This is a genomic window from Microthrixaceae bacterium, from assembly GCA_023957975.1.
GTDB lineage: Bacteria > Actinomycetota > Acidimicrobiia > Acidimicrobiales > Microtrichaceae > JAMLGM01.
The window spans coordinates 18928-44547 of sequence record JAMLGM010000007.1 but is presented as its reverse complement, the minus strand read 5'-3'; the positions used below and the strand labels follow the sequence as shown (position 1 = coordinate 44547).

The following is a 25620-nucleotide window of genomic DNA, read 5'->3' as shown; positions in this document are numbered from 1 at the left end:
ACGCACGATCGGTAGGCTGTGACGATGTCGTCGCCTCCGCCGTTTCCCCCCGGACCGCCGTCATCTGCTGGATTCGGCGGAGGAGTCCCGGCGACCGATCGGGTGTGTTATCGACATCACGACCGCCGGGCCGGGGTGTCGTGTCAGCGCTGCAACCGTCCGATCTGCCCGTCGTGCATGGTGAGTGCGTCGGTCGGGTTTCACTGCCCGGACTGTGCGAAAGCAGGTGCGGCCGGGTCTCGGACCATCAGCGCCCGCGACCTCACCCCGACCTCGTATCTGACCTTGACGCTCGTCGCGGTCAACATTGCGATCTTCTTCATCGACCGGGCCGGCATCGGGGTGAACTCCCGCGCATTGTCACAGGAGTGGGTGCTGTACGAACCGTTCGTCGCTCGCGGGCAGTGGTGGCGCCTCGTGATGAGCGGGTTCCTGCATGCGAACCTGATGCACCTCGCGTTCAACATGTTTGCGCTGTACTCGATCGGGACGTTTCTCGAAAAGGTGGTCGGGCCGCTTCGCTACGGGTTGATCTATGCCGTGTCGTTGATCGGCGGATCGCTCGGCGTGATGCTTCTGTCCGACGCGGCTCCGACGGTCGGGGCTTCGGGCGCGATCTTCGGCATTTTCGGGGCCTTCGCGGTGCTGAGCCTGAGCCGCGGGATCAGCCCGATGGCCAGCGGCATCGGCAGCACGATTCTGTTGAACCTGTTCATCACCTTCACGGTGCCGGGGATCTCCATCGGTGGTCACGTCGGCGGTCTGCTCGCCGGCGCCGCATGCGGTGCGATGCTGTTCGGGGTGAACCCCGATCAGGCTCGCGATCGCCGAGCGCGTCAACAACGGGTGGGCAACGACTGGGCGGTGCTCGGCTCGATGGCAGCGTTGGGCGCGGTGTGTTTCGTGGCGTCGCTACTGCTCGCCGTCGGGTAGCGCACTGGGCCATCGGGCCGCGAGCTTCCGCAGCGACGATCGCCAGATGGCGACCATGACGGGGCGGGCCGCGAACGTTGCGACCGGGCCGCCGACGAACCACGGAAACCGGAGGCGCTCGGTCCAGCTCACGACGCAATGTGACGGGCCGGCGTCGATGACGCTGATGACCCCTTCGCCGGTGACGAGGCCGACGTGGCGAACCCCGATCTGCGCGCCCTCGACCCAGGAGGTGATCTCCATGCGGTCGACGGTGCGCAGCGGACCCACGACGGTGAGGCAGTCGAAGGTGGTGCCGACGCCGCGTCGCTGTTCGCCGTGGAAGGTGATGTCGGCGGCGTCGTACATCCAGTCGACGTGGCGATCGATGTGCGCGAGGTCGTCCCAGACCACATCGGCGGGGGCGCGGACGAGTTGGGAGACGGTGAAGCGGTCAGCGGGCACGGCGATACACCGACACCTGTGAGCGGGACCCGTCGTCGAAGGGGTTCTCGGCGAAATCTTCGAATCGTTCGACGAGTTCGAGGCCGGCGGTCGTGGCCAGTTCGTCGAGATGCGCGGGGCTGATGGTGCGTACCGTCCAGGGGCGAAGCGCGACCCCGCCGTCGGTGAACTCGAGGTGGCTGCCGTGCACGAGCGCTGCGCCGAGGTCCGCCTCCCCAGCGGCTCCTGCGCCGGGGCGCGTCTCGGGCCGGGCGTCGGTGGCGATGAGGACGACGCGCCCGGGTTCGACCGAACGGGTGACCAACTCGGTGCGCCGTTCGGTGAGCCTCGCCGCCACGATGGTCTCGGTGACGAGGATTCCGTCGGAGCCGATCGCTTTGGCGCACCCTCGAAGGCAGTTGGTCTGAGCGACCCTGGTCGTGAGGTTGAAGATCATGTTGAGCGCGGCGACGACCACATCGGCTCGGGGGTGGGCGTTGGGGTCGGCGGCATCCGCGAGGAGGGGGCGTACGCGACCTTGCGGATCGTTGAGCGCGAGCCGTTCGAGCATCTGCTCCGACGAGTCCATGCCGGTGACCTCATAGCCGGCGCTCGCCAGCGCGAGCGCGACGCGTCCGGTTCCAACCCCGAGTTCGAGCACCGCCGCCGGCGCCGGCACCCGTGACCGGATGAAACCAACGAGGTCGTCGGTGGGCAACTCGTGGTACCAGTCGTCGTAGACGTCCGCGAAGCTCCTGCCGTAACGGGTCGGATCCGGCGGCGACATGGCAGCGTCGTGAGTTACATCCACGGCGTCAGTCTGACAGATGCCACGGCAACGTCGGGGTGCCGGGGACGCGGTCGCCGGGTCCTAACCTCTGCAAGGTGAACGCCCCGGAGGTCTATCTCGATCATGCGGCATCGACGCCGATGCGCAGTGTCGCCTCACGCCTCATGTCGGACCCGGACGGGATCGCAGCGGCCAACGCTTCGGGAACCCATCGCGCCGCCCGCCGGGCCCGCGCCGCGGTCGACGACGCCCGCGAGCTGCTCGCCGGGGTGCTCGGGGCCGACCCGGGCGATGTCGTGTTCACCTCCGGGGGAACCGAATCGGACAACCTCGCCGTGTTCGGCCGCGTCGCCGCGGTGCCCGGACTGGCGTTGTGTTCGGCGGTCGAGCATCCCGCGGTGCTCGAGGCGGTGCGGCGGGTCGGCGGGCAGACCCTCGCGGTGAGCGCGGACGGCCGCCTGGACCTCGACGCGCTCGAGGCGCGCCTCACCGAGGCGAGTCGCGCGGGTGAGCGGGTGTCGCTGGTGAGCATCATGGCGGTGAACAACGAGGTCGGCGCGCTCCAACCGGTAGGTGAGGCGATGGAGATCGTCCGTCGCCTGGCGCCCGGCGCCGCCGTTCACACCGACGCGGTGCAGGGTCTCATGTGGTTGGACCTGCGCGAGATCGGCCGCAGCATCGACCTGCTCAGCGTCTCGGCGCACAAGTTCGGTGGGCCCCAGGGGGTCGGAGCACTCGTGGTCCGTCGCGGCACGTCGCTGGTGGCCCAACACATCGGGGGAGGCCAGGAGCGAGAGTGGCGCAGCGGCACCCACAACGTGGCGGGGATCGCGGCGATGGCGGCCGCCGCCGCAGAGGCCGACGCGCAGCGCGACGCCGAGGTCGAACGTCTGAGGGCGCTGCGCGACCGACTGGTCGAACGCGTCGTGGCAGGGCTCGGTGCGGCCGGCGGGGAAGCGGCTGGGGATGGCGCGGGGGAAGCGGCCGGGGACGGCGCGGGGGTGTCGTGGACCGGGGCTCGCATCGATCCCGCTCACCTCGCGGCGGGGTTCGCCCACTTCTGTTTCGACGGCGTCGAGTCCGAGGCGTTGCTGTTCCTGCTCGACGCCGCCGGTGTGGCCGCCTCGGCCGCCTCCGCGTGCGCGTCGGGCGCGCAGCATCCCTCCCATGTGCTCGAGGCGATGGGGATCGGACGCGACTCGGCACGGGGATCGCTGAGGTTGTCCCTCGGTCACACCACGACCGACTCCGAGGTCGACCTCGCCGCGGACGCGGTGATCGACTCGGTGCGCCGACTCCGCTCGCATCGCCATTGATCCCATCTCCATCGATCCCATCGGCGGCCGATCGCGGCCGGCGAGCCTCGAGGCGCGACAATGGGGCGGTGAGCGCTTCGAATCCCTCGCGAATCCTGGTTGCCATGTCCGGCGGCGTCGACAGTTCGGTCGCCGCAGCGCTGTTGCAGCGCGCCGGCCACGAGGTCGTCGGGGTCACGATGAAGCTCTGGGGCGGGCAGAGCGACTCGGGGTGCTGTTCGGTCTCCGATGTCGACGACGCACGACGGGTCGCCCAGCAGCTCGGAATCGACCACCACGTCTTCAATTTCGGCGACGAGTTCGACGAGTTCGTCGTCGAACCGTACGTGGCCGACCACGTTGCCGGCCGCACTCCCAATCCGTGTGTGGAGTGCAACCGTCACATCAAGTTCGACAAGCTGTTGCGTCGCGCCGATGCCCTGGGGTTCGACCTCGTGGCCACCGGGCATCACGCCCGCCGGGTCCAGCGGGGCGACCACTTTCGCATCGCCCGCGGTGCCGACGATCGCAAGGATCAAAGCTATGTGCTGTACCCGCTGGTCGGCTCGGCGCTCGCCCGCACGATCTTTCCCCTCGGCGAGATGACCAAGCCTCAGGTTCGGGCGCTCGCCGAGGAACTGGGCCTGCGCACCGCGGCCAAGCCCGACAGCCAGGACGTGTGTTTCATCGCCAAGTCGACCGGCGGGCGCAGCGTGTTTCTCGGCGAGCGGATTCCGATGCGATCGGCCACGGTCGTGGACACCTCCGGTCAGCGCGTGGGGGAACTCGACAGCATCGAACTCGTGACCATCGGTCAACGGCGGGGGCTCGACGTCGGCGGACCCGGGGGTCGGCGCTACGTCCTCGACGTCGACACCGCGGCCCAGGTCGTGACCGTCGGCGGGCTTGAGGACCTGTTGAGCGATCGGGTCGAACTCGCGGAGGTCGTGTACGCCGATGCGTCGTCAGCCGGCGACGCGCTCGTCGGCCGGGCGGTTGGGGTCCAGTGCTCGGCGCACGGCCGTGAGGCGCCCGCCGTGGTCGCCGCATCGGGGCCGGCGGCGTCGCTGACCATCGGCTGGAACGAGCCGCAGCGACGCGTCGCTCCCGGACAGAGCGTGGTGCTCTACGACGGCGCCGAGGTGATCGCCGGCGGCGTCGTCGCCCGCTGAGCCGTCATTTCTGCGTCGTCATCACTGAGTCGTCATCCCTGCGCGGAGGTGGGCAGACCCCGGCGTGCGGCCTCTTGCATCACGGCGCCCGGGCGCACCGGGGTGATCAACACCGCCCGCACGAGTTCGACCTCGGCCTGATCTCGCCCGATGCGCACGGAGATGTCGAGCGGCTGGTCGAATGCAAGCTCGATCACTAGGCCCGCAGCGTTGCTGGTGAGGTCCTTGGCCACGGTGTCGGTGAAGGCCGGTCCGAACCGGGTGATGCGGGCTTTGGAGAACAACACGGGGTCGCTCAGCGCGAGGTGGTCGACCAGGGTGACCCCCGCCGGCACGAACACCAGCCATCGCCGAGACAGCCCGAGGAAGCTTCGAGCTGCCACGGGGGCGGCCACGAGGCCGACGATCAACGTCAACGTTCCGGGGAGCCACGCCTGCGCCGCCAACAGGATCGGACCGCCGACGAGCCCTCCGGCGGTCGCCGCCCAGAACACGGGAATGGGCCCGAGGAGGAATCCTGCGGGGATGCGAAGGGCGAAGCGCCGTTCGTCGCCGTAGGCAGCGCCGTTTGCGTACTCGTTGGCCAGCACACCGGCGAACGCGCACGCGGTGGCGACGAGGGCGGCGATCAGGCCGATCACCCCGAAGGCGTTCGCGGCGGCCCGTTCCCCCGTGTCGGGACGGTTCATCAGCATCGATGTGATGCCCGCCACCAGGGCGATGGGGACGACCCAGCGCAGGACCGCATGCGCTGCGGGCACCGTGACCAGCGCCGCTCCCAAACCGAGGGCCCACAGCGTCCACGACAGCACTGCGGTGACCACGACGACGGGGGTGGAGCGGCCATCGAGTGCGTCTTCGATCACGGTGCCGAGGGTGAGGGGGAGAACCAGCCACGCGACGCGCAGGAGCCAGACGATGGGGTGGGATCGCATTGCCACAGACTTGCAAAGAATCCGGCGGCATCGCTAAGCAGGACGGATGGGGGTTGGTCCGCTGCAGATGTCGCTACCCGCCGGATTGGCCACGGTCATCGGCGCACTGCCGCAGCTGAGCGCCCGCGACGCGGCGGCGATGGTGACGCAGTTCGTTCCCGATCTTCCCGCAGCACCCACCGTTGTCCTCGAAGCTGAAGCCGCGGAACTGCTTGCCGGTACCGCCGGTTACGTCAGCGATCGCGATGCCGATTCGCTGGCGGGTGCACGGGCATTTCTGGAGAGCCTGCGCGGACGGGTCGACCCGGTGGTCATGTCGCTCACCGGTCCGGTGACGGTTGGCCTGCGACTCCTCGGGGCGGGGGTGAGTGGGGACGAGGCCAGTCGGCTGGCTCGCGACTACGTCGAAGAATGGGCCGGGGTGATCCTCGACATGGCGGCGCAGGTCCTGCCCGACGCTCCGGTCATGTTGTTCTTCGAAGAGCCGGGCCTGTCGAACTCGATGCACCCGACGTTTCCGATGTCGCCCGCGGCGATCGACCGTCTCGTCGGCGGCGTCGTGGAGGCGATCGCCGAGCGGGCGTTCGTCGGCATTCAGGTCAGTGGCCGCGCCGACTGGGGGCTGCTCGTACGGACCGGCATCCGGGTGCTCGGCGCACCGATCAGTGCACGCCTCGACTCGGCCGCCGCCGATCTGCAGCGGTTCTTCGACGAGGGCGGGTTCATCGCATGGGGTGCGGTGCCGGTCGACGAGCCGTTGGGGCCGAACTCAGATCGTCTGTGGCGGCGGCTGTCGGAGATCTGGGCCGAGCTGGCAATGGCGGGGCTCGACCCGCTCCAGCTTCGCGAACGTTCGATCATCACCCCGGCGGCGAACCTGCACGCGTTCGGCGCCAGCCAGACCGAACGGGTGCTGCGCCTCACCAACGAGCTGTCCCAGCGGGTCTTCCATCAGGTCACCGGGGCGCGCTTCGCCGTAGGCGCATGAATACTGTGCCGTAGGCGCATGAATACTGTGCCGTAGGCGCATGAATACTGCGCCGTAGTCTCGTGAGCACTGCGCCGTAGACGCGTGAGGGTCGTACCGTAGGCGCGTAAGGGTCGTGCTATTCGATCCCGCGGTCGACCGCCCAGCGGATGAGTTCGTGGCGTCGGGACAGGTGCAGCTTCGCCATGATGTTGCGCACGTGGTTCTCGACGGTCTTGGGAGAGATGAAAAGCTCCTCCGCGATGGTGCGGTAGGGGTGCCCCCGTGCCACCAGCCCGACGATCTCGCGTTCGCGCGGCGACAGCGCCTGCTCGGGCGGCGATGACGTTGCAAGGCGTCGGAACTCTCCGAGGACCAGTGCGGCGAGCTGGGGCGAGAACACCGGTTCGCCGTCGACGGCGCGATGCAGTGCGATGCGCAGGTCCTCGGACCGTGTCGACTTGGTGAGGAACCCGACCGCTCCGGCAGCGACGGCGTCGAGCAGGTCGCGCTCGGCCTCCGACACGGTGAGGATGACGATGGGGACCTCCGCGGCGCAGGCCCGCACGACCGCGAGGCCGCCCCCACCGCCCATGTGCAGGTCGACGAGCGCGAGGTCGGGTCGTTCTCGTCGGATGGCCTCGATGGCCTCGGTGGCGTCGTTGGCCGCGGCGACCACGGTGAAGTACTGCCCGAGGTCGGCTCGCAGGCCCGACAACCAGATCTCGTGGTCGTCGGCGATGACGATGCGAAGCGATCGGGTCAACCGGTCGGTCATCTGGTCTCCTCTCGGGCGGAGCGCGGCGCCGCCGATGTCGGAACGCGCAGCTCGACCTCGGTGCCGTGTCCGGGCCGGGACCGCACCGTCGCGGTGCCCCCGACGTCGTTGAGTCGGCCGCGAATCGAACGCGTCAGTCCGACCCCTTCGGTGGTGGTGACGGGGTCGAACCCGACCCCGTCATCGTTGATCGTCACGGTCAGCGTGTCCTCGTCGGCGTCGACACACACGGTCACGACCGTTGCGCGGCCGTGTTTGGCAGCGTTGGTGAGCGCCTCGCCGACCGCAGCGACGAGTGCCTCGTGACGTGGGTCGGGTCCGTCGGGGGCATCGATCACCACGACATTCACTTCGATGAGTTCGCGCCCGGAAACACGAGCCGCGGCGCGTTGCAGATCTGCGACGAGATTGGTCGGCAACGGTGTCGTGGTCGTGGTGTCGCCGATGAATGCACGCAGTTCGCGGTCCTGTTCCCGGGCCAACGCGACGAGTTGGTCGTCGTCGCTTCGTCGCTGAATGACGGCCAGGGTCTGCAGCACGCCATCGTGCAGGTCGCGGGCGAATTCCTCGCGCGCCCGGGCGAGCGCGACCTCCGATTCGGCGCGCCGGAGCCGACCGCTGACGTAGCCCGCGACGACACCGGCGATGACGGCCAGGAGCACGGACCCGGTGAGCGCCAACCAGGCACCCCCGGTGGCGTCGCCGATCGCCGCCGCCACGATTCGGGTCACGCCCAGGGCCAACCCGGCGAGGGCTCCGGTGGACATGCCCGCCGTCGCACCGATGCTCAACACGGCCGCGATCGGCCAGGCCGATCCGTAGCTCTGGGGGTGGTCGCCCGCATACACCCAGGCGTCTGCGGCGGTGACCGCCATGGCGACCCCAAGGTCGATCGCCATCGACGGGGCTGTGGTGAGCTTCGTCGGCGAGACCGCGAGGGTGCGGAACCACCACGCCGTCCACGCGGCCATGACCAGGAGCCCGCCGAACGCCACCCCGGTTCGTCCGAGCACGCCGGAGCGGGCGTCGATGATGGTGACCACGGTGCTCCAAACGAGGGTGAGGACCCGCAGCGCGCCCGTTCCGACGAGCAGTTCTCGTAGTCGTGGGTCCGCTCGCTCACCGTTGATCACCTCCGCCAAGGTACTCGTGGCCGTTGCCCAGGCCGGGCCCGTCGCCGACGTTGCGGCCGAGGGAACGCAACGCGACGTTCGAGCGGCGCCACTGCACGATCGACCAGGCGAACAGCGGCACGGCGATGACGAGGGTGACCGCCACCTGGCCGATCGCATCGATTCCCAGGTCCTCACCCGATGCCCCCACGAGGGAGGAAACGAGTTGGTACAGGTAGGTGATGAGCCGCGAGATCCCGACGACCGCGGTGCAGCCGGCGAGCCAGCCGAAGAGGGTGCGCCGAGTGGGGGAGAACACGGCGAAGCGGTCCTCGTGTTCGACCCGGTGCACGAAGTAGCCGCAGGTGGCGGCGATCGGGAGCAGGACGATGGCCACCGTGATGGCAAGCGCCATGGTGGTCCGATCGTCGAGGTGCTGTGGGTTGGCGATGGCCAGGTGCAAGGCGCTGCCGAGGGCGAGCGAACCCAGGCCGGCGCCCCAACACAGCCCGTGGTACAGCAGGCGGTGGCGATCGACGCTGCGCAGCGACCTCAGCGCCGTGTCGGCGGCGGCGTCGGCCGACCAACCGGCGCGCACGAGCAGATCGGCGATCTCCTCGGGGGTGGCGCCGGCGTTGCGCTGGTCGACCAGCCACTGTCCGGTGCTCCTGGAGGTCGTCGGGTTCGGCTGGGTGGTGGTCGAGTTCATCGTGGGTCCTCCGTGGGTGAGTTCTCCCGATCACCATCGACCTCGAACGGGCACACCACCATCGGGGCGATCCCCCAGATCCGCCTGGGGGCTCCCCGATGTGCCGCGCCGCGCGTCACGCTGTGCCGCGCTGTGCCGCGCCGCGCCGCGCGTCACGCTGTGCCGCGCTGGGACGACCTGCGCCGTCGGACGGTTAACCGCCGAAGAGCCAGTCGACGACCACCCAGGTGAACACCGCGATGCCCGCCACAAACACGGCCACGGTCAACACGAACATCGCCACGACCGCGATGAGGACCTTCCAGCTCTCCCGGCGGGTCGCCTCCCGGTCGGCGAGGTCGCGTTCGATCACCCGCAGGTTGCGGTTGTTGGCCTTGACGGCGAAGGAGAACACCGGGCCGAAGAACGGGATGAGCCCGAGGGTCGATTCGATGAGCGCGATGACGGTCATGCGCAGCACCGTGACCCAACTGCATCCGGCGCGAACCCCGGCGAGCACGACGACCGTGGCGAATCCGAATCCGGCGGCGTCGCCGAACCCGGGAATGAAGCTGAGGAACCCGTCGATGCCGACGCGTCGACTCGTCCCCACCGGGATCGAGTCGTCGAGCATCCACGCCAAGCGGCGCACGTACCAGGGCACCAACCCCTCGGCCGGGGCGTCCTCGGGGACGGCGATCGGCAACGCTCTGGTCGAGCGGAGGAGCACGAGCGGTGAGTCGTCGTGGCCGGAAGTCACGGCGCGGACATTACCCAGTGGTCAGGTCGTCGGCGAGGACGGGCGGGCCGTGGCTGTGTCGGCGGCCGTGGTAGGGCTAGTGATCGCCATGGCGACGAGCATTCCGCTGGCGAGCACCAGCGCCGGCAGCCCGAGCACCATCGCCGCACCGCCACCGATGTTCGCGCCCGTCGCCGGTGCGGTGATCAACGCGACGCCGCCGCCGAAGCCGACACCGAGGAATGCTGATGCGACGGCGATGACCCAGGCCGGCAGGATGGATCTGAGTTGCAGGACAACGCGAAGTGCCGCAACAGCGATGACGATGCCGCCGAGGGAGATGGCTGCGACGGCGAGCCATGGGCCGGGTCCGTCGATGTCGGGCAAACGGGCGATGTAATCGGCCGAATCGAGCGATGGGCGGTAGGTGGCGCGGGCGATCGTCACGCCGGCGACGCCGGCAGGCATCGTCGTGCCAGCGATCGTGGCGATCACCGCCGCCGCGCCAACAGGTCGCCCGGGTGGTTCGTTGCGGGAGAGATTCATCGCGTCGCCTCGCCATCGCTTCGTCGAGAGTGTCAGGGGCGAACGGTAGTGTGCCCGTTGTGGCCGCGCCGACCGATCTTCCTGACGATCCCATCGAACGCCTCGAGGCGCTCACCGAGCTCCTTCGTCGCTACAACGCGGAGTATTACGAACTCGACGCACCGACCATCCCCGACGCCGACTACGACGACCTGAAACGTCAGCTCGAGCACCTCGAAGCCGAGCATCCACAGTTCGCGGCGGCGGATTCGCCGACGACGACGGTCGGCGGTGCGCCGTCGCAGATCTTCGCCGAGGTAGTGCACCGCGTCCCGATGATGTCGCTCGACAATGCGATGGATCAGGGCGAATTGCGGGCCTGGGGGGAGCGGACAATGAAGCGGCTCGAATCCGAGGGGTTCGACGCCGCCGATATCGACTACGTGTGCGAACTGAAGATCGATGGGCTGGCGATGTCGTTGCGTTTCGAGGCGGGCGACTACGTGCAGGCGGCGACGCGGGGCAACGGTCGGGTGGGCGAGGACGTGACCCCGAATGTGGCGGGGATCGGTCCCATCCCGAGGCGGCTTGCTGACGGTGCTGGGGGCACTGGGAGTACTGGGAGTACTGGGGGCACTGGGGGTGCTGGCACCCCGGAGGTGTTGGAGGTGCGCGGCGAGGTCTACCTGCCGGTCGCGGCCTTCGACGCGCTCAACGCCGCGCAGGCGGCCGCCGGGGCGCGGCTCTACGCCAATCCCCGAAACACCGCAGCGGGCTCGCTTCGCCAGAAGGACCCGGCGATCACCGCATCGCGTGGGTTGTCGTTTTTCGCCTATCAACTCGGCGAGGTCGTCGGCGGCCCGCAGATCACCCGCCATTCCGAGGCGCTCGCTTGGTTGGCGTCGCTGGGGTTTCCGGTGAACCCCCAGCACCGGGTGGTGTCGCGGCTCGAGGAGGTCGAAGCGTTCTGTTCCCATTGGATCGAGCATCGCCATGAGCTCGGCTACGAGATCGACGGGGTCGTGGTGAAGGTCGACCGCCTCGACATGCAACAGGCCCTCGGGGTCACGGCCAAGGCCCCCCGATGGGCCATCGCGTTCAAGTTGCCGCCCGAGGAACGCACGACGAAGCTGCTCGACATCCAGGTCTCGGTCGGCCGAACGGGCAAGGTGACCCCGTTTGCGGTGCTCGAACCCGTGGTCGTCGCCGGTTCGACGGTGGCGATGGCCACCCTGCACAACGAGGACCAGGTGCGCATCAAAGACGTGCGGCCCGGCGACACCGTCATCGTGCGCAAGGCCGGAGACGTGATCCCCGAGGTCGTCGGCCCGGTGCTCGACCTGCGCCCAGAAGGCCTCGAGCCGTGGGTGTTCCCAGCGACGTGTCCGTGCGCATTCCACCAGCCGCTAGTTCGCGTCGAGGGTGAGGCCCGCCACAGTTGCGTGTACTCGGCCTGCCCCCAGACGCTTCTGGCGCGGCTGAGTCACTTCGCGTCCCGGGGTGCGATGGACATCGACGGCCTCGGCGAGCGGCAGCTGCAACTGTTCATCGACCTGGGGCTGGTGCGCGACGTCAGCGACATTTATGCGCTCGACTTCGACGCGATCCTCGCCCAGCGCGGTTACCAGGAGACTTCGGTCAACAACCTGCGCGCGGCGATCGAAGCGTCGAAAACCCGTCCCCTCGGCAACCTGTTGTTCGGGCTCAATATCGTGCACCTCGGCGCTGCGGGTGGGCCCCTGCTGGCCGAGGGCCTCGGCAGCCTCGAGGCCATTCGCGCCGCGAGCGTCGAACAGATCGCCTCGATCGAGGGCATCGGGCCGGTGATCGCCACCTCGGTGCACGAGTTCTTCCGCGACCCGGAAAACAATCGGGTCGTCGATCGTCTGCTTTCGCTTGGTGTCGCCCCGACGTTGCCGCAACGCTCGCGCCTTGAGCCGACTCTGGCCGGTATGAACATCGTGGTCACCGGAGCGCTCGAGGGGTTCACCCGCGACAGCGTCGCCGAGGCGATCAAGGCGCGCGGCGGAAAGTCTCCCGGAAGCGTGTCGAAGAAGACCACGGCGGTGGTCGTCGGCGAGGACCCGGGGGCCTCAAAGCTCAACAAGGCCATCGAACTGGGCATCGCCCAACTCGACGAGGCACAGTTCCTTCACCTACTCGACACCGGAGAACTCCCAGCGTGACCGTTCAGCCCACCCTCGATGCCGTGTTTTTCGACTTCGGTGGAGTTTTCATGGACTCTCCCTTCGGTGCCATGGAGGCAGCGGCCGCGACGTTGGGGGTCGACCGCGACCTGCTCGTCGACACCGTGTTCGGCTCCTACGACGCCGATACCGATCATCCGTGGCATCGCCTCGAGCGAGGTGAGATCGAACTCGCCCACGCGGTGGACGCGATCGGCAAAATCGCGCTCGGGAACGGCTTAGGCAACTTCGACATCTTCGGCGCGCTCGCCGGGATGGTGCGCGACGGTTCAGATCGCACCTTCATGGTCGAGGTGGTGCAGCGGCTTCGCGGAGCGGGGGTGCGCACGTCGATCATCACCAACAACCTCAAGGAGTTCGGCTCGGTGTGGCGAGCACACATCGACGTCGACGAGTTGTTCGACGACGTGGTCGACAGCTGCGAGGTCGGGCTGCGCAAACCCAACGTGGCGATCTTCGAACTCGCGGTCGAGCGCCTCGGCGTGAGCGCCGAGCGGAGTGCGTTCATCGATGACTTCGAGCCCAACGTCGCCGCAGCGAGGTCGGTCGGGATGCACGGGGTGTGGTGCGGCTATGAAAACGCCACCACGCGGTCGGCTGCGGCCGAGCTGTTGCGCCTCGCCGGTCTCGACTGACCGACCTCGACTGAGCCGCGTTCGAATGAGCCGCGTCAGGCGACGTTGAAACACCAGCTGATCTGTTCGGGGTTGTCGGGTCCGTCGACGACCTTCCAGACCCAGGCGTCGACGCAGGTGCGAGGGGTCGCGAGTCGTTCCACGCGCTTGCCCAACCCGGGCGTGTACTCGATGAGGCCGAGCGTCGGAGCCTTGCGGAGCCCGTCTGGGTCCTGGTCGGCCTCGGAAATGGTGTTGGCAATCTTCTCGCCGTTCACGACGAGGAACGCGTCGTAGCCCGGTTCGAGGTCGATGCCCACCGTCGCCTGAGGCGGTGCCTGCGAACCGCTCGTCGGGATCAGCCGATCGACGTACGGCTTGGTGGCCAAGCTGGTCTGGTCGGGGCCGGTGACGGCGTTGTTGTACACCCACACTCCAAGCGCGATGGCGCACGCGGACAAGACGTAGAGCAGGGCCTTCACCTTTTTCGGCATGGTCCCCATTGTGCCCGTTGGGTTGCGGCGACGAGAACCGGTCGCGTCGACAGTCCTCAGGTGACGCGCAACTACGATGGCGACGATGGTGCGTCGACTCCTTGAGCGCGGTGATTTGTTCGAGAACCGCTACCGGATCGTGTATTTCCTGGGCAGCGGCGCCTCCGCTCAGGTGTATCTCGCCCGCGACCTGAAACTCGATCGCGATGTCGCCATCAAGGTGCTCCACGAGTTCGTGGCCGCCGATACCCGCTTCCTTCGCCGGTTTCGCGCCGAGGCCAAGGCGGTGGCCGCGCTCGATCATCGCCACATCGTCAAGCTGTACGACTACAACGAATCCGCGGCGAACGGATTGCCGTACATCACGATGGAATACCTCGGAGGGGGTTCGCTGCGTTCGGTGCTCGACCATGGGCCGCTGACCGTCGCCCAGGTGATCGGGATCGGCATCGCCGCCGCTTCGGCGCTCGATCACGCCGGCCGGCGAGGCATCGTGCACCGTGACATCAAACCCGCCAATCTGCTGTTCGGGCTCGATCGCCAACTCAAGATCGCCGACTTCGGTGTTGCCCGGGCGCTCAGCGAGTCGAGTGTCACCGATCTCGCCGGGTCGCCGGGTACCCCGAAGTACGTCGCTCCCGAACAAGTGCAGGGCTCCCTCGTGTCGCCCGCTGCCGACGTGTATGCCCTCGCCCTGGTATTGGCGGAGGCCGTGAGCGGAGAGGCGGTGTTCGAGCGCGACACCCCAGATGCGACCTCGTTGGCGCGGCTTGGCCACGACCTGAGCGCCCCGGCCGAAGCGGGTCCGCTCGGTCCGCTCCTCGAAGCGGCCGGAAAGCTCGACCCGGAGGAGCGAATCTCCGCGGTCGATCTACAGCTCGCGTTGATCGAACTATCGAGGCAGTTCGCCCGTCCGGCGGACATTCCGATCGCGAGCGCGGTCCCGCCCTCCGAACTCGATGCCGTCGCCGCCGATGTTGCGGCGGAGGTGGCGGCGATCGACCTCACCGCGGTGTTGGAGGTCGAGGACCCGACCGAGGTGCTGTCAGCGGTGGGGGCGACAGGCGCCCCAGCTTTGGGTGAGCCGGTTTCGGGCGAGCCGGCCTCTGGGGACTCGGATCCGGACACCGACATCGCGACGCCGGCGACGGTGCGCCTGTTCGATGCTGCGGCGATCGATGACACAGCGCTGGACACGGCAGCGCTGGACACGGCAGCGGTCGAGGAGATTGCGATCGGCGCCGATGCCACCTCGCCGCCGGACGAGTCGGTGGACGTGGCGGCCGGCGAGGCTGCGGGGGAGTCGGCCGCCACCGGTGCGCTCGATGCCGGGCCCGACGCCGACTCCGATGCGCCTCCGGTCGATCCATCGAATGAGCGATCGCCGCGTCGTTGGCCGTGGATCGTGGTTTCGGTGGTGTTGGTCATCGGGTTGATCGCCGGCGGAACCTACTGGTGGATTGAACTGCGTATCCCCCGACACCCCGTGTTGAACGTGGTGGGCGAGGTCGAACAGAACGCGAGCCAGGCGCTCAAGGACCTCGGGTTCGAGGTGGAGGTGACCAGGACCCGGCAGGACGACACCGACCCGAACGAGGTCATCGCCCAGGATCCGGCGGCGGGCGAGGAACTCCGCGAGGGCGAGACGGTGCACCTCACCGTGTCGCTCGGCAACTCACTCGTCCCGTATCCGGCCCTGGAACCGGGGGTCAGCGACGAGGGGTCGGTTCTGGCGGCGCTCGACGAGGTGGGGCTCGTCGTCGGCCAACGCGACGACCCCTTTGACGAGACCGTGCCGGCAGGGGTCCTGATTTCGGCGACGCCCCAGGTGGCCCCCGACGCGACGGGGCAGGTTCCCAAGTCCACCCCGGTCGACCTGGTGATTTCCGCAGGGCCGGCCCCCCGGAAGGTTCCGGTCGGGCTCGTCGGTCAAAGTGCTGAGGCCGCCAGCCAGATCCTCGCGTCGGTACAACTCGGGATGAACCGTATCGACGAGTTCAGCGACCAACCGGTGGGCACCGTCGTGCGGCTGGGACAACCCGAAAACACCGAGTTGCCTCGGGATTCGGCCGTCGATGTCGTCGTGTCGATCGGGCCCGAGACCTTCCCGATCCCCGACGTACGAGGTCAGAGCGGAACTCAGGCTGAGGCCACGTTGAACGCGGCGGGGTTCAGCATCGCCGGCATCGATGGCGCCCCCTCGGCGGCGGTCGTCGGACAACGCCCACAGCCCGGCGAACTGCACGTCAAAGGCACCGCAGTCCAGTTGCTGACCAGCCGCGCCTGACCGTCGGCGGCGAGGTCGCCGGACGATTTCGAGGGGGGTATCCCTCACCCGCGACAAGCGCCGCCCTACATTTTCCCTACGGCATGTAGCGGGTTGGGGTGGTCTGCCCACGTGGTGTTCCCCAGCCGCCGCGACGAGGCGGCCACCCCAACCGGCTACATGTCACCCCGAAACGTTGGCGGACGCGGCCGCACCGGTGGCTTCGCAACTGTGCGACGATGGTGCTCCATGACCGGCGATATCCCATGACGAATCGGCGCGCCGCAGGTCCGTGGCTGGTGACGTGGTCGGTGCTCACCGGCGCATTCGCCATCGGGCTGAACTTCACCATTCTCACCGTGAGCCGACCCTCGATCGCCGAGGACCTCAACACGAGTGTCGCGTCGCTGGTGTGGCTGGTGTCGGGTCCTATCGTGGCGAACGCGTTGGTGGCGGCCACCGGTGGAAAGCTCGGCGACATCCTGGGCCACCGCCGGGTGTACCTCGCGAGCTTTGCGGGAATGACGGTGTTCACCGTGTTGTGCGCATTCGCCTGGTCTCCCGCCTCGCTCATCACATTCAGGATCGTCTCGGCGATGCTCGGCGCCGCGATCAGCCCGTGTGCGATGGCGATCATCAACCTGATGTTCGCCCCGCACGAGCGCGCCAAGGCGCTCGGGTACTGGGCTCTCGTGGGCGCCGGATCGCCGATGATCGGCCTGGTGATCGGCGGCCCGCTCGTCGAAGCGTTCGGATGGCGCTCGATCTTCGTCATCCAGATTCCGGTGCTCGTGGGTGCGCTCGCAGTGTGCTGGCGGGTTCTGCCCCACACCGAACGGGGGGAGCGCACCCGGTTCGACGTTGCCGGCAACGTGGCGCTCGCCGCCGCGGTGCTGGCGCTCATGTTGTTGGCCGAGCGCACACCGAAGTGGGGCTGGTCCGATGCCCGCACGATCGGCATCGCGGTCGCTGCGGTGGCGTTCGCCCGGGCCTTTGTCGTCATCGAGCGAAGGGTCGAGCATCCACTGATCCCCATCCGCTACTTCAGGCGCAGGTCGTTCACCTCGTCGGTGATCGCCGCGACCTTCGCCCAATTCGGCTACATGGGCGGGTTCATCTTGTTGCCCGTGTTGCTCGACGAGGTGGGCAACTGGAGCGACACCCGGGTCTCGCTCACGAGCACACCGCGGCCGTTCGCGTTCGCGATCGCCGGGATGGTGGCCGGTCGGCTCTTCGCCACGGTCGAACCTCGCACGCTGACCCTGGTCGGAACCTCGATGATCAGCGTGTCGCTGGTGATGATCGCCTTCGCCGTCGACGGGTTGCCGCTGTGGCTCATCGTGGCCTCGGCGTTGGTGTCGGGCTGGGGGATGGGCACGGTGCAGCCGGTGAGCTCGACGGTCGTCGCAAACTCGGTGTCGAACCAGGACCTCGGGGTGGCCGGAGCCACGGTGCAGATGGCGATCCAGGTGGCGACGTCGCTCGGCATGAACATCTTCGATGCGATGCACACCGCACTCGGAGCGACGAACGGAACGCTCGGCGGGTTCGAACGCTCGTATCAGATCGGCGCGCTCATCTCGGCGGGCGGAATCGCGGCCGCGCTGTGGATCCCGCGGCGCGCCCACCTCACCCATGACCCGATTGGGCACTGAGCCACGATCGGGTACCGAGCACGGCTCGCGTACGCGTGGAAAATCAACTCTGGGCGCGCTGGCGGGTCGGATGTGACCCGCTAGCGCGCCCAGAGTTCTGCGGCGTGCGCTTACTCGGTGCGACGCGGTGCTATTCGGTGATGTCCTGGATGCGCTGGGCGACCTCGGCGGCGTTGGGGTCTTCGACGGCGCCGCCGGCGAGTCCCATCATCTTGGTCATATCGCCGACGACCTTGATCTTGCCGGCCATGAACGCCTGCATGCCGGCCTGCGGGTTGCCCTCGACGATGATCGCCTTCGCGGTGAGATAGTCCACCGTCATCGTGAGGTCGGCGCTGTCGAGTTCGCCGAGGCCGATCTCCATCGCCTCTCCGCTGCCGTCCATGAATGCCTTCTCCTCGCCGGGGCCGAAGGGCACCTCGGTGATGATCAGGTTGGCCTTCACCGGATGCGGTGATGCCGTGCCCTCATAGTCGGAGCGGATCGCTTTGGCTGCTTCGACCCATTCGGGGGTCAGGAACTGGAACTTCGCCATCGTCGGGCTTCTCTCTCCTCGCGGGGTGTGAACGGCGTCACTGTAGACCGCTGCGGTGCCGCGGGCCGGATCCAGGCGCCGTCCTAGACTGTCGTCCTATGCCAGAACGCATTTCCCGCGACGATGTCGCACAGGTGGCGAAGCTGGCGCGCCTGGTTCTCAGCGACGAGGACCTGGTGCGCGCCACCGCTCAGCTCGGCGACATTTTGGATCACGCTCGCGATATGGCGGCGCTCGATCTCGACGGGGTCGAACCCACCGCGCATCCCTATCCGCTCGTCAACGTGTTTCGCGACGACGTTGCGACGGCCTCCCTCGACCGTGAAGAGGTGCTCGCGTCGGCGCCGGCCGCCGAGGACGGCATGTTTCGAGTTCCTCCGGTGATCGGGGAGGAGCCGTGAGCGCCGGACGTCCACAGACCGCGCTCGAGATCGCCGCCTCGATCCGCTCGGGCGAGCGGTCGGCCGCCGAGGTGATCGAGGACGCGCTGGCATCCATCGCTGCGACCGAACCGCAGGTCGGTGCCTACAACCTGGTGCTCGACGAGGCGGCTCGGGCCGCGGCCGCCGAGATCGACCGCCGTATCGCTGCAGGCCAGGAGGTCGGTGCGTTGGCGGGGGTGCCGATCGCGATCAAGGACAACATCTGCACCCGAGGGGTCGAGACCACCTGCAGTTCGCGGATCCTCAAGGGTTGGAAGCCTCCGTATGACGCGACGGTGATGACCCGCTTGGCGGCGGCCGGAACGGTGATGGTCGGCAAGACCAACATGGACGAGTTCGCCATGGGGTCCTCCACCGAGAACTCGGCGTTCGCCCTCACCCGCAACCCCCACGACCTCGACCGCGTTCCCGGGGGCAGCTCGGGTGGATCGGCGGCGACCGTCGCCGCCGGCAACGTCGCCCTCGCACTCGGCTCCGATACCGGCGGGTCGATTCGCCAACCGGCCGGGTTCTGCGGCGTGGTAGGCGTCAAGCCGACCTACGGTTCGGTGAGCCGCGCCGGGCTCGTCGCCTACGCGAGCTCGCTCGACCAGATCGGACCCTTCGCCCGCAACGTCGCCGATGCGGCGGCGCTGCTCGAAGCGATCGCGGGCCACGACCCGAACGACTCGACCTCGATTCCCGAGGCGTTCCCCGCGCTGTCGGATCGCCTCGGCGACGGGGTCGAGGGCCTGCGGGTCGGCCTGCCACGAGAACTGCTCGGCGAGGGGATCGCCCCCGAGATCCGCGCTCGAATCGACGAGGCCGCAGCGGCACTCGCCTCCGCCGGTGCAACGATCGAGGAGGTCTCGATTCCCACGGTCGAACAGGCCCTGAGCGCCTACTACATCCTGGCCCCGGCGGAGGCGAGTTCGAACCTCAGCCGCTTCGACGGCGTTCGGTTCGGCCAGCGTGTCGACGCTGCGACCACTCCGGAGATGTATGACCGCAGCCGCACCGCCGGTTTCGGTGCCGAGGTCAAGAACCGCATCATGTTGGGCACCTACGCACTGTCGGCGGGCTACTACGACGCCTACTACGGCACCGCACAGAAGGTTCGAACGCTCGTGATGAACGACTTCGCGGCCGCCTACGGCACCGTCGACGTGTTGTTGACCCCGACCTCGCCGACCACCGCGTTCGCGATCGGTGCCAACGTCGATGACCCGCTGACCATGTACCTCAACGACATCTGCACGATTCCGACCAACCTGGCGGGGCACCCGGCGATGTCGGTGCCGTTCGGGGCCGATGGCGACGGGTTGCCGATCGGCGTGCAGGTCCTCGCCCCCGCACTCGGCGAGGTGGCGATGTTTCGCACCGCCGCGGTGCTCGAAGCTGCTGCGCCGGCGTTGCGAACGCCGAATCCGTTGGAGGTGTCGAAGTGAGCGACGTCATCAAGCCGTCGGTCGGCGGCACCGGCGAGGTGTTCACCACCGATCGCCCACAGCAGCCCCAGAACCCGGTGCTGCCGGAGGGGTGGGAGATGGTGATCGGCCTCGAGGTGCACGCCGAGCTGTCGACCCGCACCAAGTTGTTCAGCGGATCGCTCAACGAGTTCGGCGGCGACCCCAACACCAACATCGACCCGGTGAGCCTCGGGCTGCCGGGGGCGCTTCCGGTGCTGAACCGTCACGCCGTCGAGTTGGCCATCCGCACCGGCCTCGCCCTCAACTGCACGGTCGGCCGTTCGGTGTTCGCCCGGAAGAACTATTTCTACCCCGATATGCCCAAGGGGTATCAGATCAGCCAGTACGACCTTCCGATCAACCGCGACGGCTGGCTGGAGTTGCCCGACGGCACCCGCATCGGCATCGAGCGCGCCCACCTCGAGGAGGACACCGGCAAGTCGACCCACATGGGCGGGGAGTCCGGCCGAATCCACGACGCGCAGTATTCCCTGATCGATTTCAACCGCGCCGGTGTTCCGTTGCTGGAGATCGTCAGCCGGCCCGACCTGCGCACCGCGGAGGAGGCCAAGGCGTACGTGTCGGAATTGCGGGACATCCTCGTCGCGGTCGGCGCCTCCGACGGCAAGATGGAGGAGGGTTCGATGCGGGTCGACTGCAACGTCAGCGTCCGTCGCATCGGCGACGGCCTCGGCACCCGCTGTGAGATCAAGAACGTGAACTCGCTGCGGTCGCTCGGGCGCGCCATCGACTACGAGGCCCGCCGCCAGATCGATCTCATCGACGCTGGGGAGGCGGTGCAACAAGAGACCCGTCACTGGAACGACGCCGCGGGGCGAACCTCCACCCTGCGCACGAAGGAGGAGGCGACCGACTACCGCTACTTCCCGGAACCGGATCTGGTGGTCGTCGATCCGGATGAGGCGTGGATCGAATCGGTGCGGGCGGCCCTGCCGGCGTTGCCCCGCGAGCGTCGAGTCGCACTGGTCGAGGCAACCGGTGCCGGAACCGAGGCGGCGGCGCTCATCGTGACCCGCGACCTCGACGCGCTGGTACTCGAGGCCATCGGGTTCGGTGCCGATCCCGGGCGTGCCGCCACCCATGCGGAACACAACCTCACCGACGAACGTGCCCGCGACATGAACGCGACCCGGTTTGCCGAACTGATCGCCATGGAGGTCGGCGGAGCGGTCACCGCCACGCAGGCCAAAACGGTGCTCGCGGAGATGCTCGATCGCGGACCGGGCGCCGACCCGGCGGCCATTGCCGCGGAACTGGGGTTCGAGGCGATGGACAGCGGCGAGATCGAGGCCCTCGTCGACGACCTGATCGCCAAGCACCCCGAGGAGTTCCAGCGATTCTGCGACGGCGACGGCAAGGTCGTCGGATTCTTTGTCGGTCAAGTCATGAAGGCGACCCAGGGCAAGGCGGACGGCAAGGCGGTCACCGCGATCCTGAACGGTCACAAGCCGTGATCGTGGCCGGTGTGAAACGGCGGCCGGTGGCGCGCGCTGTGCTCTGTGCAGTGGTGACCGCAGCGTTGTCGGTGCCGACGCTCGCGTGCAGCTCCGACGACGGCGTCGTCGGTGGCGTGCAGCTTCCGACCACCAGCACGGTCGCGGCCGCTGGGCACGAGCCGCCCTCGCGGGTGATCACCGCGACCGAGGCGCTCGACGCGGTGCAGCGGGCGCGCGACTCCGGCGACCTGTGCGAGCTCGTCGGGGCGCTGATGATGCCCCTTCCAACCTCGGCCGGCGGCGATGCCGAGGCGAGCGACGAGGAAGGCGAGCTCTACCAGAACCTCGCCGCGATGGTCGGATCCTCCGCCGACCTCGTGCCGACCGACGACGCCGATTTTCCGACGCTGGTCCGCGACTGGGAGGCGGTCGGTGACGCGTTGAACGTCGCGGCAACCGAACTGACGAGGCTCCCGGGCGACCTGACCAATCCGGTGCTCGTCGCCGCGCTGCGCTCCGACCAGGCGACCTCGGCGCTGCGCAACCTCGAACGGTTCGACCGGGTGCGTTGCGGCGAGGCAGGCCCGAACACTGGCGCATGAGTCTCAGCGTGTGGTTTCGGTGAGAGCGTTCATACATTGGGCCTTGAGTGTTCGGGGATCTTCCGTATGCTGCAGGGTCGGTACCGACGGACTGACTGATCGCAAGCCTGCTTGCACTCGTGAGCCCAGGGACGCGAAACACACCGAGTCCCGGCTCGCCTACGGAGCACCCCGATGACATCCGCTCAACGCAATATGGTGATCGTCGTCGGGGTCGTGATCTGTGTGACCTTGGGTTGCGCACGCAGCACGGCCGATGGGGTGCGCAGAATCGAACTCGTCGCCGGCGACACCTCGGCCCCGACATCGTCGGTGGGCCTTGCCGCGGAGGTGTCGGGCGAAGGTTCGGGATCGAGCGAGGACTCGGTTGCGGGCGAGGAATCGGTGGCGAACTCTTCCGAGGCGGCGAGCTCGCCGTCGGTGCGCGCCGCGAACGCGAGTCGTGGCGGTTCCGCAGCCGATGAACAGTTCGCAGCGACCCTCGACCGAGCGTTGGAATCCGGCGACCTGTGTGTCGTGTGGGACCTGCTGATGTCGGTTCGTTTGAGCGCCGAGAACGACGACGTCCTCGCCGAAGCGATGCGCCTGGTCGTCCGGGTGATGGGGCTGAGCAGCCGAATCGTTCCGTCGGCGCTCGCCGAGGACTGGGATCTGGTCACCGACCGGATCGAGGAAATGGCCGAGTCGGTGTCCTCGGGTGACAAGGATGCGGCGTCGCTGGCGTATCACGACACCGGGTTCGTTCACGCTCAAGAGGAAATAGCGCAGTGGACCTCGGTCAAATGCGGATGAGACCCGACACGCGGTTGACGGAGGATGCTGAGTGGTGAGGACCCGATTCGGAGGTCGACCCACCTCGACCGTCGCCGTGATTGCGACGTTCACGGTGGTGTCGTTGTTCGGTTCGGCGGCGGTCGGGTGCACGCGGACCCGCGACGTCGATCTTTCCGACACGACGAGTACGACGATCCGGCGAATTTCCGACGATCGGTTGGCCGACGCCGGGTCGGTGGCGAGTGCCGAGGCGGTCGGTCAGGTTCAGGCGTTGGTGAATCGCCTGCTCGGCGTCGACGATCCCTGCGCGATCCTGAACGAGAACGCGATTCAGGATTACACCCTCGACGGCAGTTCGCTCGCCAGTTCCGCGGTGCGCCGCGCCCTGTCGAGTGGAGTGACGGCGGTGTACAACCACACGATCAACCTGATCCCGCAGGACGATTCGACGATGATCGCTGCGCTCCGAGTGCAGCGCGAGACGCTGATCGATGTCCTCGACGTCGTCGATCGCTATGCGACCAACCCGACGTCGAACGAGGCGGCGAACCAGGTGCGGACGTTGGTGACCGGGGAGGAATTCGTGAAATCTGCCGAGGTCATCAGTCTGTGGCTGGGAAGCAACTGCCTCTGAGCCGCCGCGCATCGTAGGCGTTCGGGGAGTCGAACGATGGTCGTGACCTCGATCGAGGCTGGTGCCGGAGATGGCGCTGCTGCTGGTGCTACCGGTGCCGGGGGTGGCGCCCGTGGCGGTGCTCGCCGGCGGACATCGCTTGATGCACTGCGGGGTATTGCCGTCGCGCTCGTCATCGCGTACCACGTCGACCCGGTCGTGGTTCCCGGCGGATTCATCGGCGTCGACCTGTTTTTCGTCCTCTCCGGCTATTTGATCACCACGCTGTTGTTGGTCGAACACGGGCGATCACAGCGCATCGACCTGAGATCGTTCTACGTGCGGCGAATCCGTCGGCTGTGGCCCCTCGGCTGGACGGTCGTGGCGCTCATCTGTCTGGCCGGGCTGGGAAATGTGTGGTCTCCGGACCAGCAACGGGGGTTGCCGTCCTCGGCGCTGGCGGCGATTGCGCAGGTCGCCAACTGGCACCAGATCAACTCCGGTGGGTACGTCACGGCCTTCGTCGGTCCCTCGCCGTTTCAGCATTACTGGAGCCTGGCGATCGAGGAACAGTTTTTCGTGGTCTGGCCACTCGTGGTGATGTGGTTGTTGAGGCGCCGTGCGGCCGGTTGGTTTCCCGCTGGGCTTGTGGTGATGATCGTGGCATCCGTCCTCGCGAACGAGGCGGCCGGGTCGTTCGCCCGCGGGTACCTGGGCTCAGACACCCGAGTCGTCGCGTTGGTGATCGGCGCCGTGCTGGCGTGGCTGCTTCGGGTTCGACCCTTCGAGGCCCCGGTGGGGGAGTCGAGGCGATGGGTGCTGGTGGTGGCCGGCTCGGTGGCGTTGGTGGGGTTCGTGGCCTTGGCGTTCAAGGTCCACCCCGAAGGGGTTACGGCGACGTTCGGAGGATTCGCTGGGCTGGCGGTCGTCGGTGCCGTCGTCGTGGCCGCAGCGCTGTGCGTGGACGACGGCCACCCGGTTGTGTCGGCGCTGGCGTGGGTCGGGCGAATCTCGTTCGCTCTGTACTTGGTTCACTGGCCACTCATCGTCGCCCTGCCCCTCGACGTTGCGCCGGCGGTCCGCTGGGCCGTCGGGTTCGTGGTGGCGCCGGCGGTGGCGTACCTGCTGCACCGAACGGTGGAACAGACCTTCCTGCACCGCCGCGACACTCCTGCGGTTCGAGTCGCAGGTGCCGCGTTGCTGGTGGCCGCCATCGTGGCACTGGTGGTGTCGGTTCCGCAGGGCAAGACCGTGACCGAAGAGGTCTCCGAGTCGCTCGACCAGGGCGCTGATCCGGTCGACCCGATCGTGCCGAGCACCGATCCCGGTGGTGATCCGGGCGGGGAGCAGGGGGTGAGCGTCGCCGGGACGACGCTGCCGCCGTGCATCCCCGAGGTGTCGACCGGACCCGAGTTCGGTTCAGAGTCCGAGTTCGACGAAGCCACGGTCGAAGAGTTGGAGGACCCGGGCTCGGTCGTCTGTGCCGGTCAGCTCAAGGTGTTGTTCGTCGGCGACTCCACGGGGCGTGGCGCGGCGAACGGGATGCGGTCGCTAGGTGATACCCGGGTGCTGGTGTGGGATCGCACCACGCTGGGGTGCTCGCTCGGGGGAGAGGACTGCCCGAACTGGCGCGAGACGTGGGCGGAGGCGTTGGCGGTTGCGGACTTCGACATCGTGGTGATGCACCACGGGCTGGTGTCGGATTTCCGCGATATCGACGACCCGCCGTTCATGTCGGCCGCGGGTGAGGCGAATCGTCGTGCGCAACTCACCGAGGCGGTCGAGTTGATGGCCAGCGGTGGGGCCACGGTCTATCTCGTTTCCCCGCCGACCCCGCTGGCTCCGGAAGGGCTGTTCTTCTGCGACGGCAAGAAGACCAACTCGCCGTGTGACCCGACGTGGAACGACGCATGGCGGGCCTCGATCCTCAACGTCGCGGCCGACACCGGCGCACAGGTGCTGAACACCGTGGGATGGGAGGCGGCCCGAGGCCGCGGGACCAAGGATCGACCCGACGGCACGCACTTCACGGGCAGCGCGCTCACTCAGTACGCGCAGTGGATGGTGGGGGAATTCGTCGCCCATTCGGCCGGCTGAACGCTGACGCCTCGCAGTTTCTGGGGTTTGGCTGTCTCGGGCTTGGCTGTCTCGGGCT

Annotated in this window: 25 protein-coding genes; 15 read left to right on the top strand and 10 right to left on the bottom strand. The window is 68.1% G+C overall.

Going from position 1 to position 25620, the window contains the following annotated elements; genetic code table 11:
• Window positions 1-24 precede the first annotated feature (24 nt).
• The gene (locus M9952_10975) at window positions 25-933 is read left to right on the top strand and encodes a rhomboid family intramembrane serine protease (protein MCO5313440.1); all 909 of its coding nucleotides are present in this window, start codon (window positions 25-27) and stop codon (window positions 931-933) included.
• On the opposite strand, the gene M9952_10970 is transcribed toward M9952_10975, so the two are convergent.
• Both M9952_10970 and M9952_10965 read right to left on the bottom strand, forming a co-directional pair.
• The gene (locus tag M9952_10970; GenBank protein MCO5313439.1) at window positions 913-1377 is read right to left on the bottom strand and encodes an SRPBCC family protein; all 465 of its coding nucleotides are present in this window, start codon (window positions 1375-1377) and stop codon (window positions 913-915) included. The genes M9952_10975 and M9952_10970 overlap by 21 nt on opposite strands.
• The gene (locus tag M9952_10965) at window positions 1367-2167 is read right to left on the bottom strand and encodes a class I SAM-dependent methyltransferase (GenBank protein MCO5313438.1); all 801 of its coding nucleotides are present in this window, start codon (window positions 2165-2167) and stop codon (window positions 1367-1369) included. Before M9952_10965 ends, M9952_10970 begins: the two co-directional genes overlap by 11 nt.
• A gap of 74 nt (window positions 2168-2241) precedes the next feature.
• Here M9952_10965 and M9952_10960 point away from each other — a divergent pair, with 74 nt between their 5' ends.
• Window positions 2242-3462: an aminotransferase class V-fold PLP-dependent enzyme gene (locus tag M9952_10960; protein MCO5313437.1), complete on the top strand. Its 1221-nt coding sequence runs from the start codon at window positions 2242-2244 to the stop codon at window positions 3460-3462.
• A 68-nt stretch (window positions 3463-3530) separates the two neighbouring features.
• Window positions 3531-4613: a tRNA 2-thiouridine(34) synthase MnmA gene (gene mnmA / locus M9952_10955; protein ID MCO5313436.1), complete on the top strand. Its 1083-nt coding sequence runs from the start codon at window positions 3531-3533 to the stop codon at window positions 4611-4613.
• Window positions 4614-4645: 32 nt separating this feature from the next.
• Here the strand turns inward: mnmA and M9952_10950 are convergent, their stop codons facing one another.
• Complete coding sequence (locus M9952_10950) at window positions 4646-5548, bottom strand: hypothetical protein (GenBank protein MCO5313435.1); 903 nt, start codon at window positions 5546-5548, stop codon at window positions 4646-4648.
• Window positions 5549-5594: 46 nt separating this feature from the next.
• Here M9952_10950 and M9952_10945 point away from each other — a divergent pair, with 46 nt between their 5' ends.
• Window positions 5595-6536, top strand: a complete 942-nt coding sequence (locus tag M9952_10945) for a hypothetical protein (protein MCO5313434.1) — start codon at window positions 5595-5597, stop codon at window positions 6534-6536.
• Window positions 6537-6654: 118 nt separating this feature from the next.
• Here M9952_10945 and M9952_10940 read toward each other — a convergent pair whose 3' ends face one another.
• The 5 genes from M9952_10940 to M9952_10920 form a co-directional block, all read right to left on the bottom strand.
• The gene (locus M9952_10940) at window positions 6655-7293 is read right to left on the bottom strand and encodes a response regulator transcription factor (protein ID MCO5313433.1); all 639 of its coding nucleotides are present in this window, start codon (window positions 7291-7293) and stop codon (window positions 6655-6657) included.
• Window positions 7290-8426, bottom strand: coding sequence for an ATP-binding protein (locus tag M9952_10935; GenBank protein MCO5313432.1), 1137 nt, complete (start codon window positions 8424-8426; stop codon window positions 7290-7292). Before M9952_10935 ends, M9952_10940 begins: the two co-directional genes overlap by 4 nt.
• Complete coding sequence (locus M9952_10930; protein MCO5313431.1) at window positions 8413-9114, bottom strand: hypothetical protein; 702 nt, start codon at window positions 9112-9114, stop codon at window positions 8413-8415. The genes M9952_10935 and M9952_10930 overlap by 14 nt, the downstream gene beginning before the upstream one ends.
• Before the next feature lie 193 nt (window positions 9115-9307).
• A complete protein-coding gene (locus tag M9952_10925; GenBank protein ID MCO5313430.1) occupies window positions 9308-9853 on the bottom strand; it encodes a DUF4112 domain-containing protein in 546 nt (181 codons plus the stop codon).
• 21 nt (window positions 9854-9874) lie between these two features.
• The gene (locus M9952_10920) at window positions 9875-10378 is read right to left on the bottom strand and encodes a hypothetical protein (GenBank protein MCO5313429.1); all 504 of its coding nucleotides are present in this window, start codon (window positions 10376-10378) and stop codon (window positions 9875-9877) included.
• A gap of 59 nt (window positions 10379-10437) precedes the next feature.
• Between M9952_10920 and ligA the strand changes: the two genes are divergently transcribed.
• Window positions 10438-12543 carry an NAD-dependent DNA ligase LigA gene (ligA, locus tag M9952_10915; GenBank protein ID MCO5313428.1) on the top strand — a complete coding sequence of 702 codons (2106 nt, stop codon included), beginning with the start codon at window positions 10438-10440 and terminating at the stop codon, window positions 12541-12543.
• Entirely contained in the window at window positions 12540-13199 is a 660-nt protein-coding gene (locus tag M9952_10910; protein ID MCO5313427.1) for an HAD family phosphatase, read from the top strand. Before ligA ends, M9952_10910 begins: the two co-directional genes overlap by 4 nt.
• A 35-nt stretch (window positions 13200-13234) precedes the next feature.
• Here the strand turns inward: M9952_10910 and M9952_10905 are convergent, their stop codons facing one another.
• On the bottom strand, window positions 13235-13672 hold the full coding sequence (locus M9952_10905) for a hypothetical protein (GenBank protein ID MCO5313426.1): 438 nt from the start codon (window positions 13670-13672) through the stop codon (window positions 13235-13237).
• Between the two features lie 85 nt (window positions 13673-13757).
• Between M9952_10905 and M9952_10900 the strand changes: the two genes are divergently transcribed.
• Both M9952_10900 and M9952_10895 read left to right on the top strand, forming a co-directional pair.
• A complete protein-coding gene (locus tag M9952_10900) occupies window positions 13758-15959 on the top strand; it encodes a protein kinase (GenBank protein ID MCO5313425.1) in 2202 nt (733 codons plus the stop codon).
• A gap of 245 nt (window positions 15960-16204) precedes the next feature.
• Window positions 16205-17593 carry an MFS transporter gene (locus M9952_10895; GenBank protein MCO5313424.1) on the top strand — a complete coding sequence of 463 codons (1389 nt, stop codon included), beginning with the start codon at window positions 16205-16207 and terminating at the stop codon, window positions 17591-17593.
• A gap of 130 nt (window positions 17594-17723) precedes the next feature.
• Here M9952_10895 and M9952_10890 read toward each other — a convergent pair whose 3' ends face one another.
• Complete coding sequence (locus M9952_10890; protein ID MCO5313423.1) at window positions 17724-18128, bottom strand: SCP2 sterol-binding domain-containing protein; 405 nt, start codon at window positions 18126-18128, stop codon at window positions 17724-17726.
• 98 nt (window positions 18129-18226) lie between these two features.
• Here M9952_10890 and gatC point away from each other — a divergent pair, with 98 nt between their 5' ends.
• The 7 genes from gatC to M9952_10855 all read left to right on the top strand — a co-directional run bounded on the left by gatC (window position 18227) and on the right by M9952_10855 (window position 25562).
• The gene (gene gatC, locus M9952_10885) at window positions 18227-18529 is read left to right on the top strand and encodes an Asp-tRNA(Asn)/Glu-tRNA(Gln) amidotransferase subunit GatC (protein MCO5313422.1); all 303 of its coding nucleotides are present in this window, start codon (window positions 18227-18229) and stop codon (window positions 18527-18529) included.
• Window positions 18526-19998, top strand: a complete 1473-nt coding sequence (gene gatA / locus M9952_10880; GenBank protein ID MCO5313421.1) for an Asp-tRNA(Asn)/Glu-tRNA(Gln) amidotransferase subunit GatA — start codon at window positions 18526-18528, stop codon at window positions 19996-19998. The genes gatC and gatA overlap by 4 nt, the downstream gene beginning before the upstream one ends.
• The gene (gatB, locus tag M9952_10875; GenBank protein ID MCO5313420.1) at window positions 19995-21494 is read left to right on the top strand and encodes an Asp-tRNA(Asn)/Glu-tRNA(Gln) amidotransferase subunit GatB; all 1500 of its coding nucleotides are present in this window, start codon (window positions 19995-19997) and stop codon (window positions 21492-21494) included. Before gatA ends, gatB begins: the two co-directional genes overlap by 4 nt.
• An 11-nt stretch (window positions 21495-21505) precedes the next feature.
• Complete coding sequence (locus tag M9952_10870) at window positions 21506-22078, top strand: hypothetical protein (protein ID MCO5313419.1); 573 nt, start codon at window positions 21506-21508, stop codon at window positions 22076-22078.
• 174 nt (window positions 22079-22252) lie between these two features.
• On the top strand, window positions 22253-22870 hold the full coding sequence (locus M9952_10865; GenBank protein ID MCO5313418.1) for a hypothetical protein: 618 nt from the start codon (window positions 22253-22255) through the stop codon (window positions 22868-22870).
• Between the two features lie 34 nt (window positions 22871-22904).
• Complete coding sequence (locus tag M9952_10860) at window positions 22905-23486, top strand: hypothetical protein (GenBank protein ID MCO5313417.1); 582 nt, start codon at window positions 22905-22907, stop codon at window positions 23484-23486.
• 36 nt (window positions 23487-23522) lie between these two features.
• A complete protein-coding gene (locus tag M9952_10855) occupies window positions 23523-25562 on the top strand; it encodes an acyltransferase (GenBank protein MCO5313416.1) in 2040 nt (679 codons plus the stop codon).
• The last annotated feature ends 58 nt before the right edge of the window (window positions 25563-25620 follow it).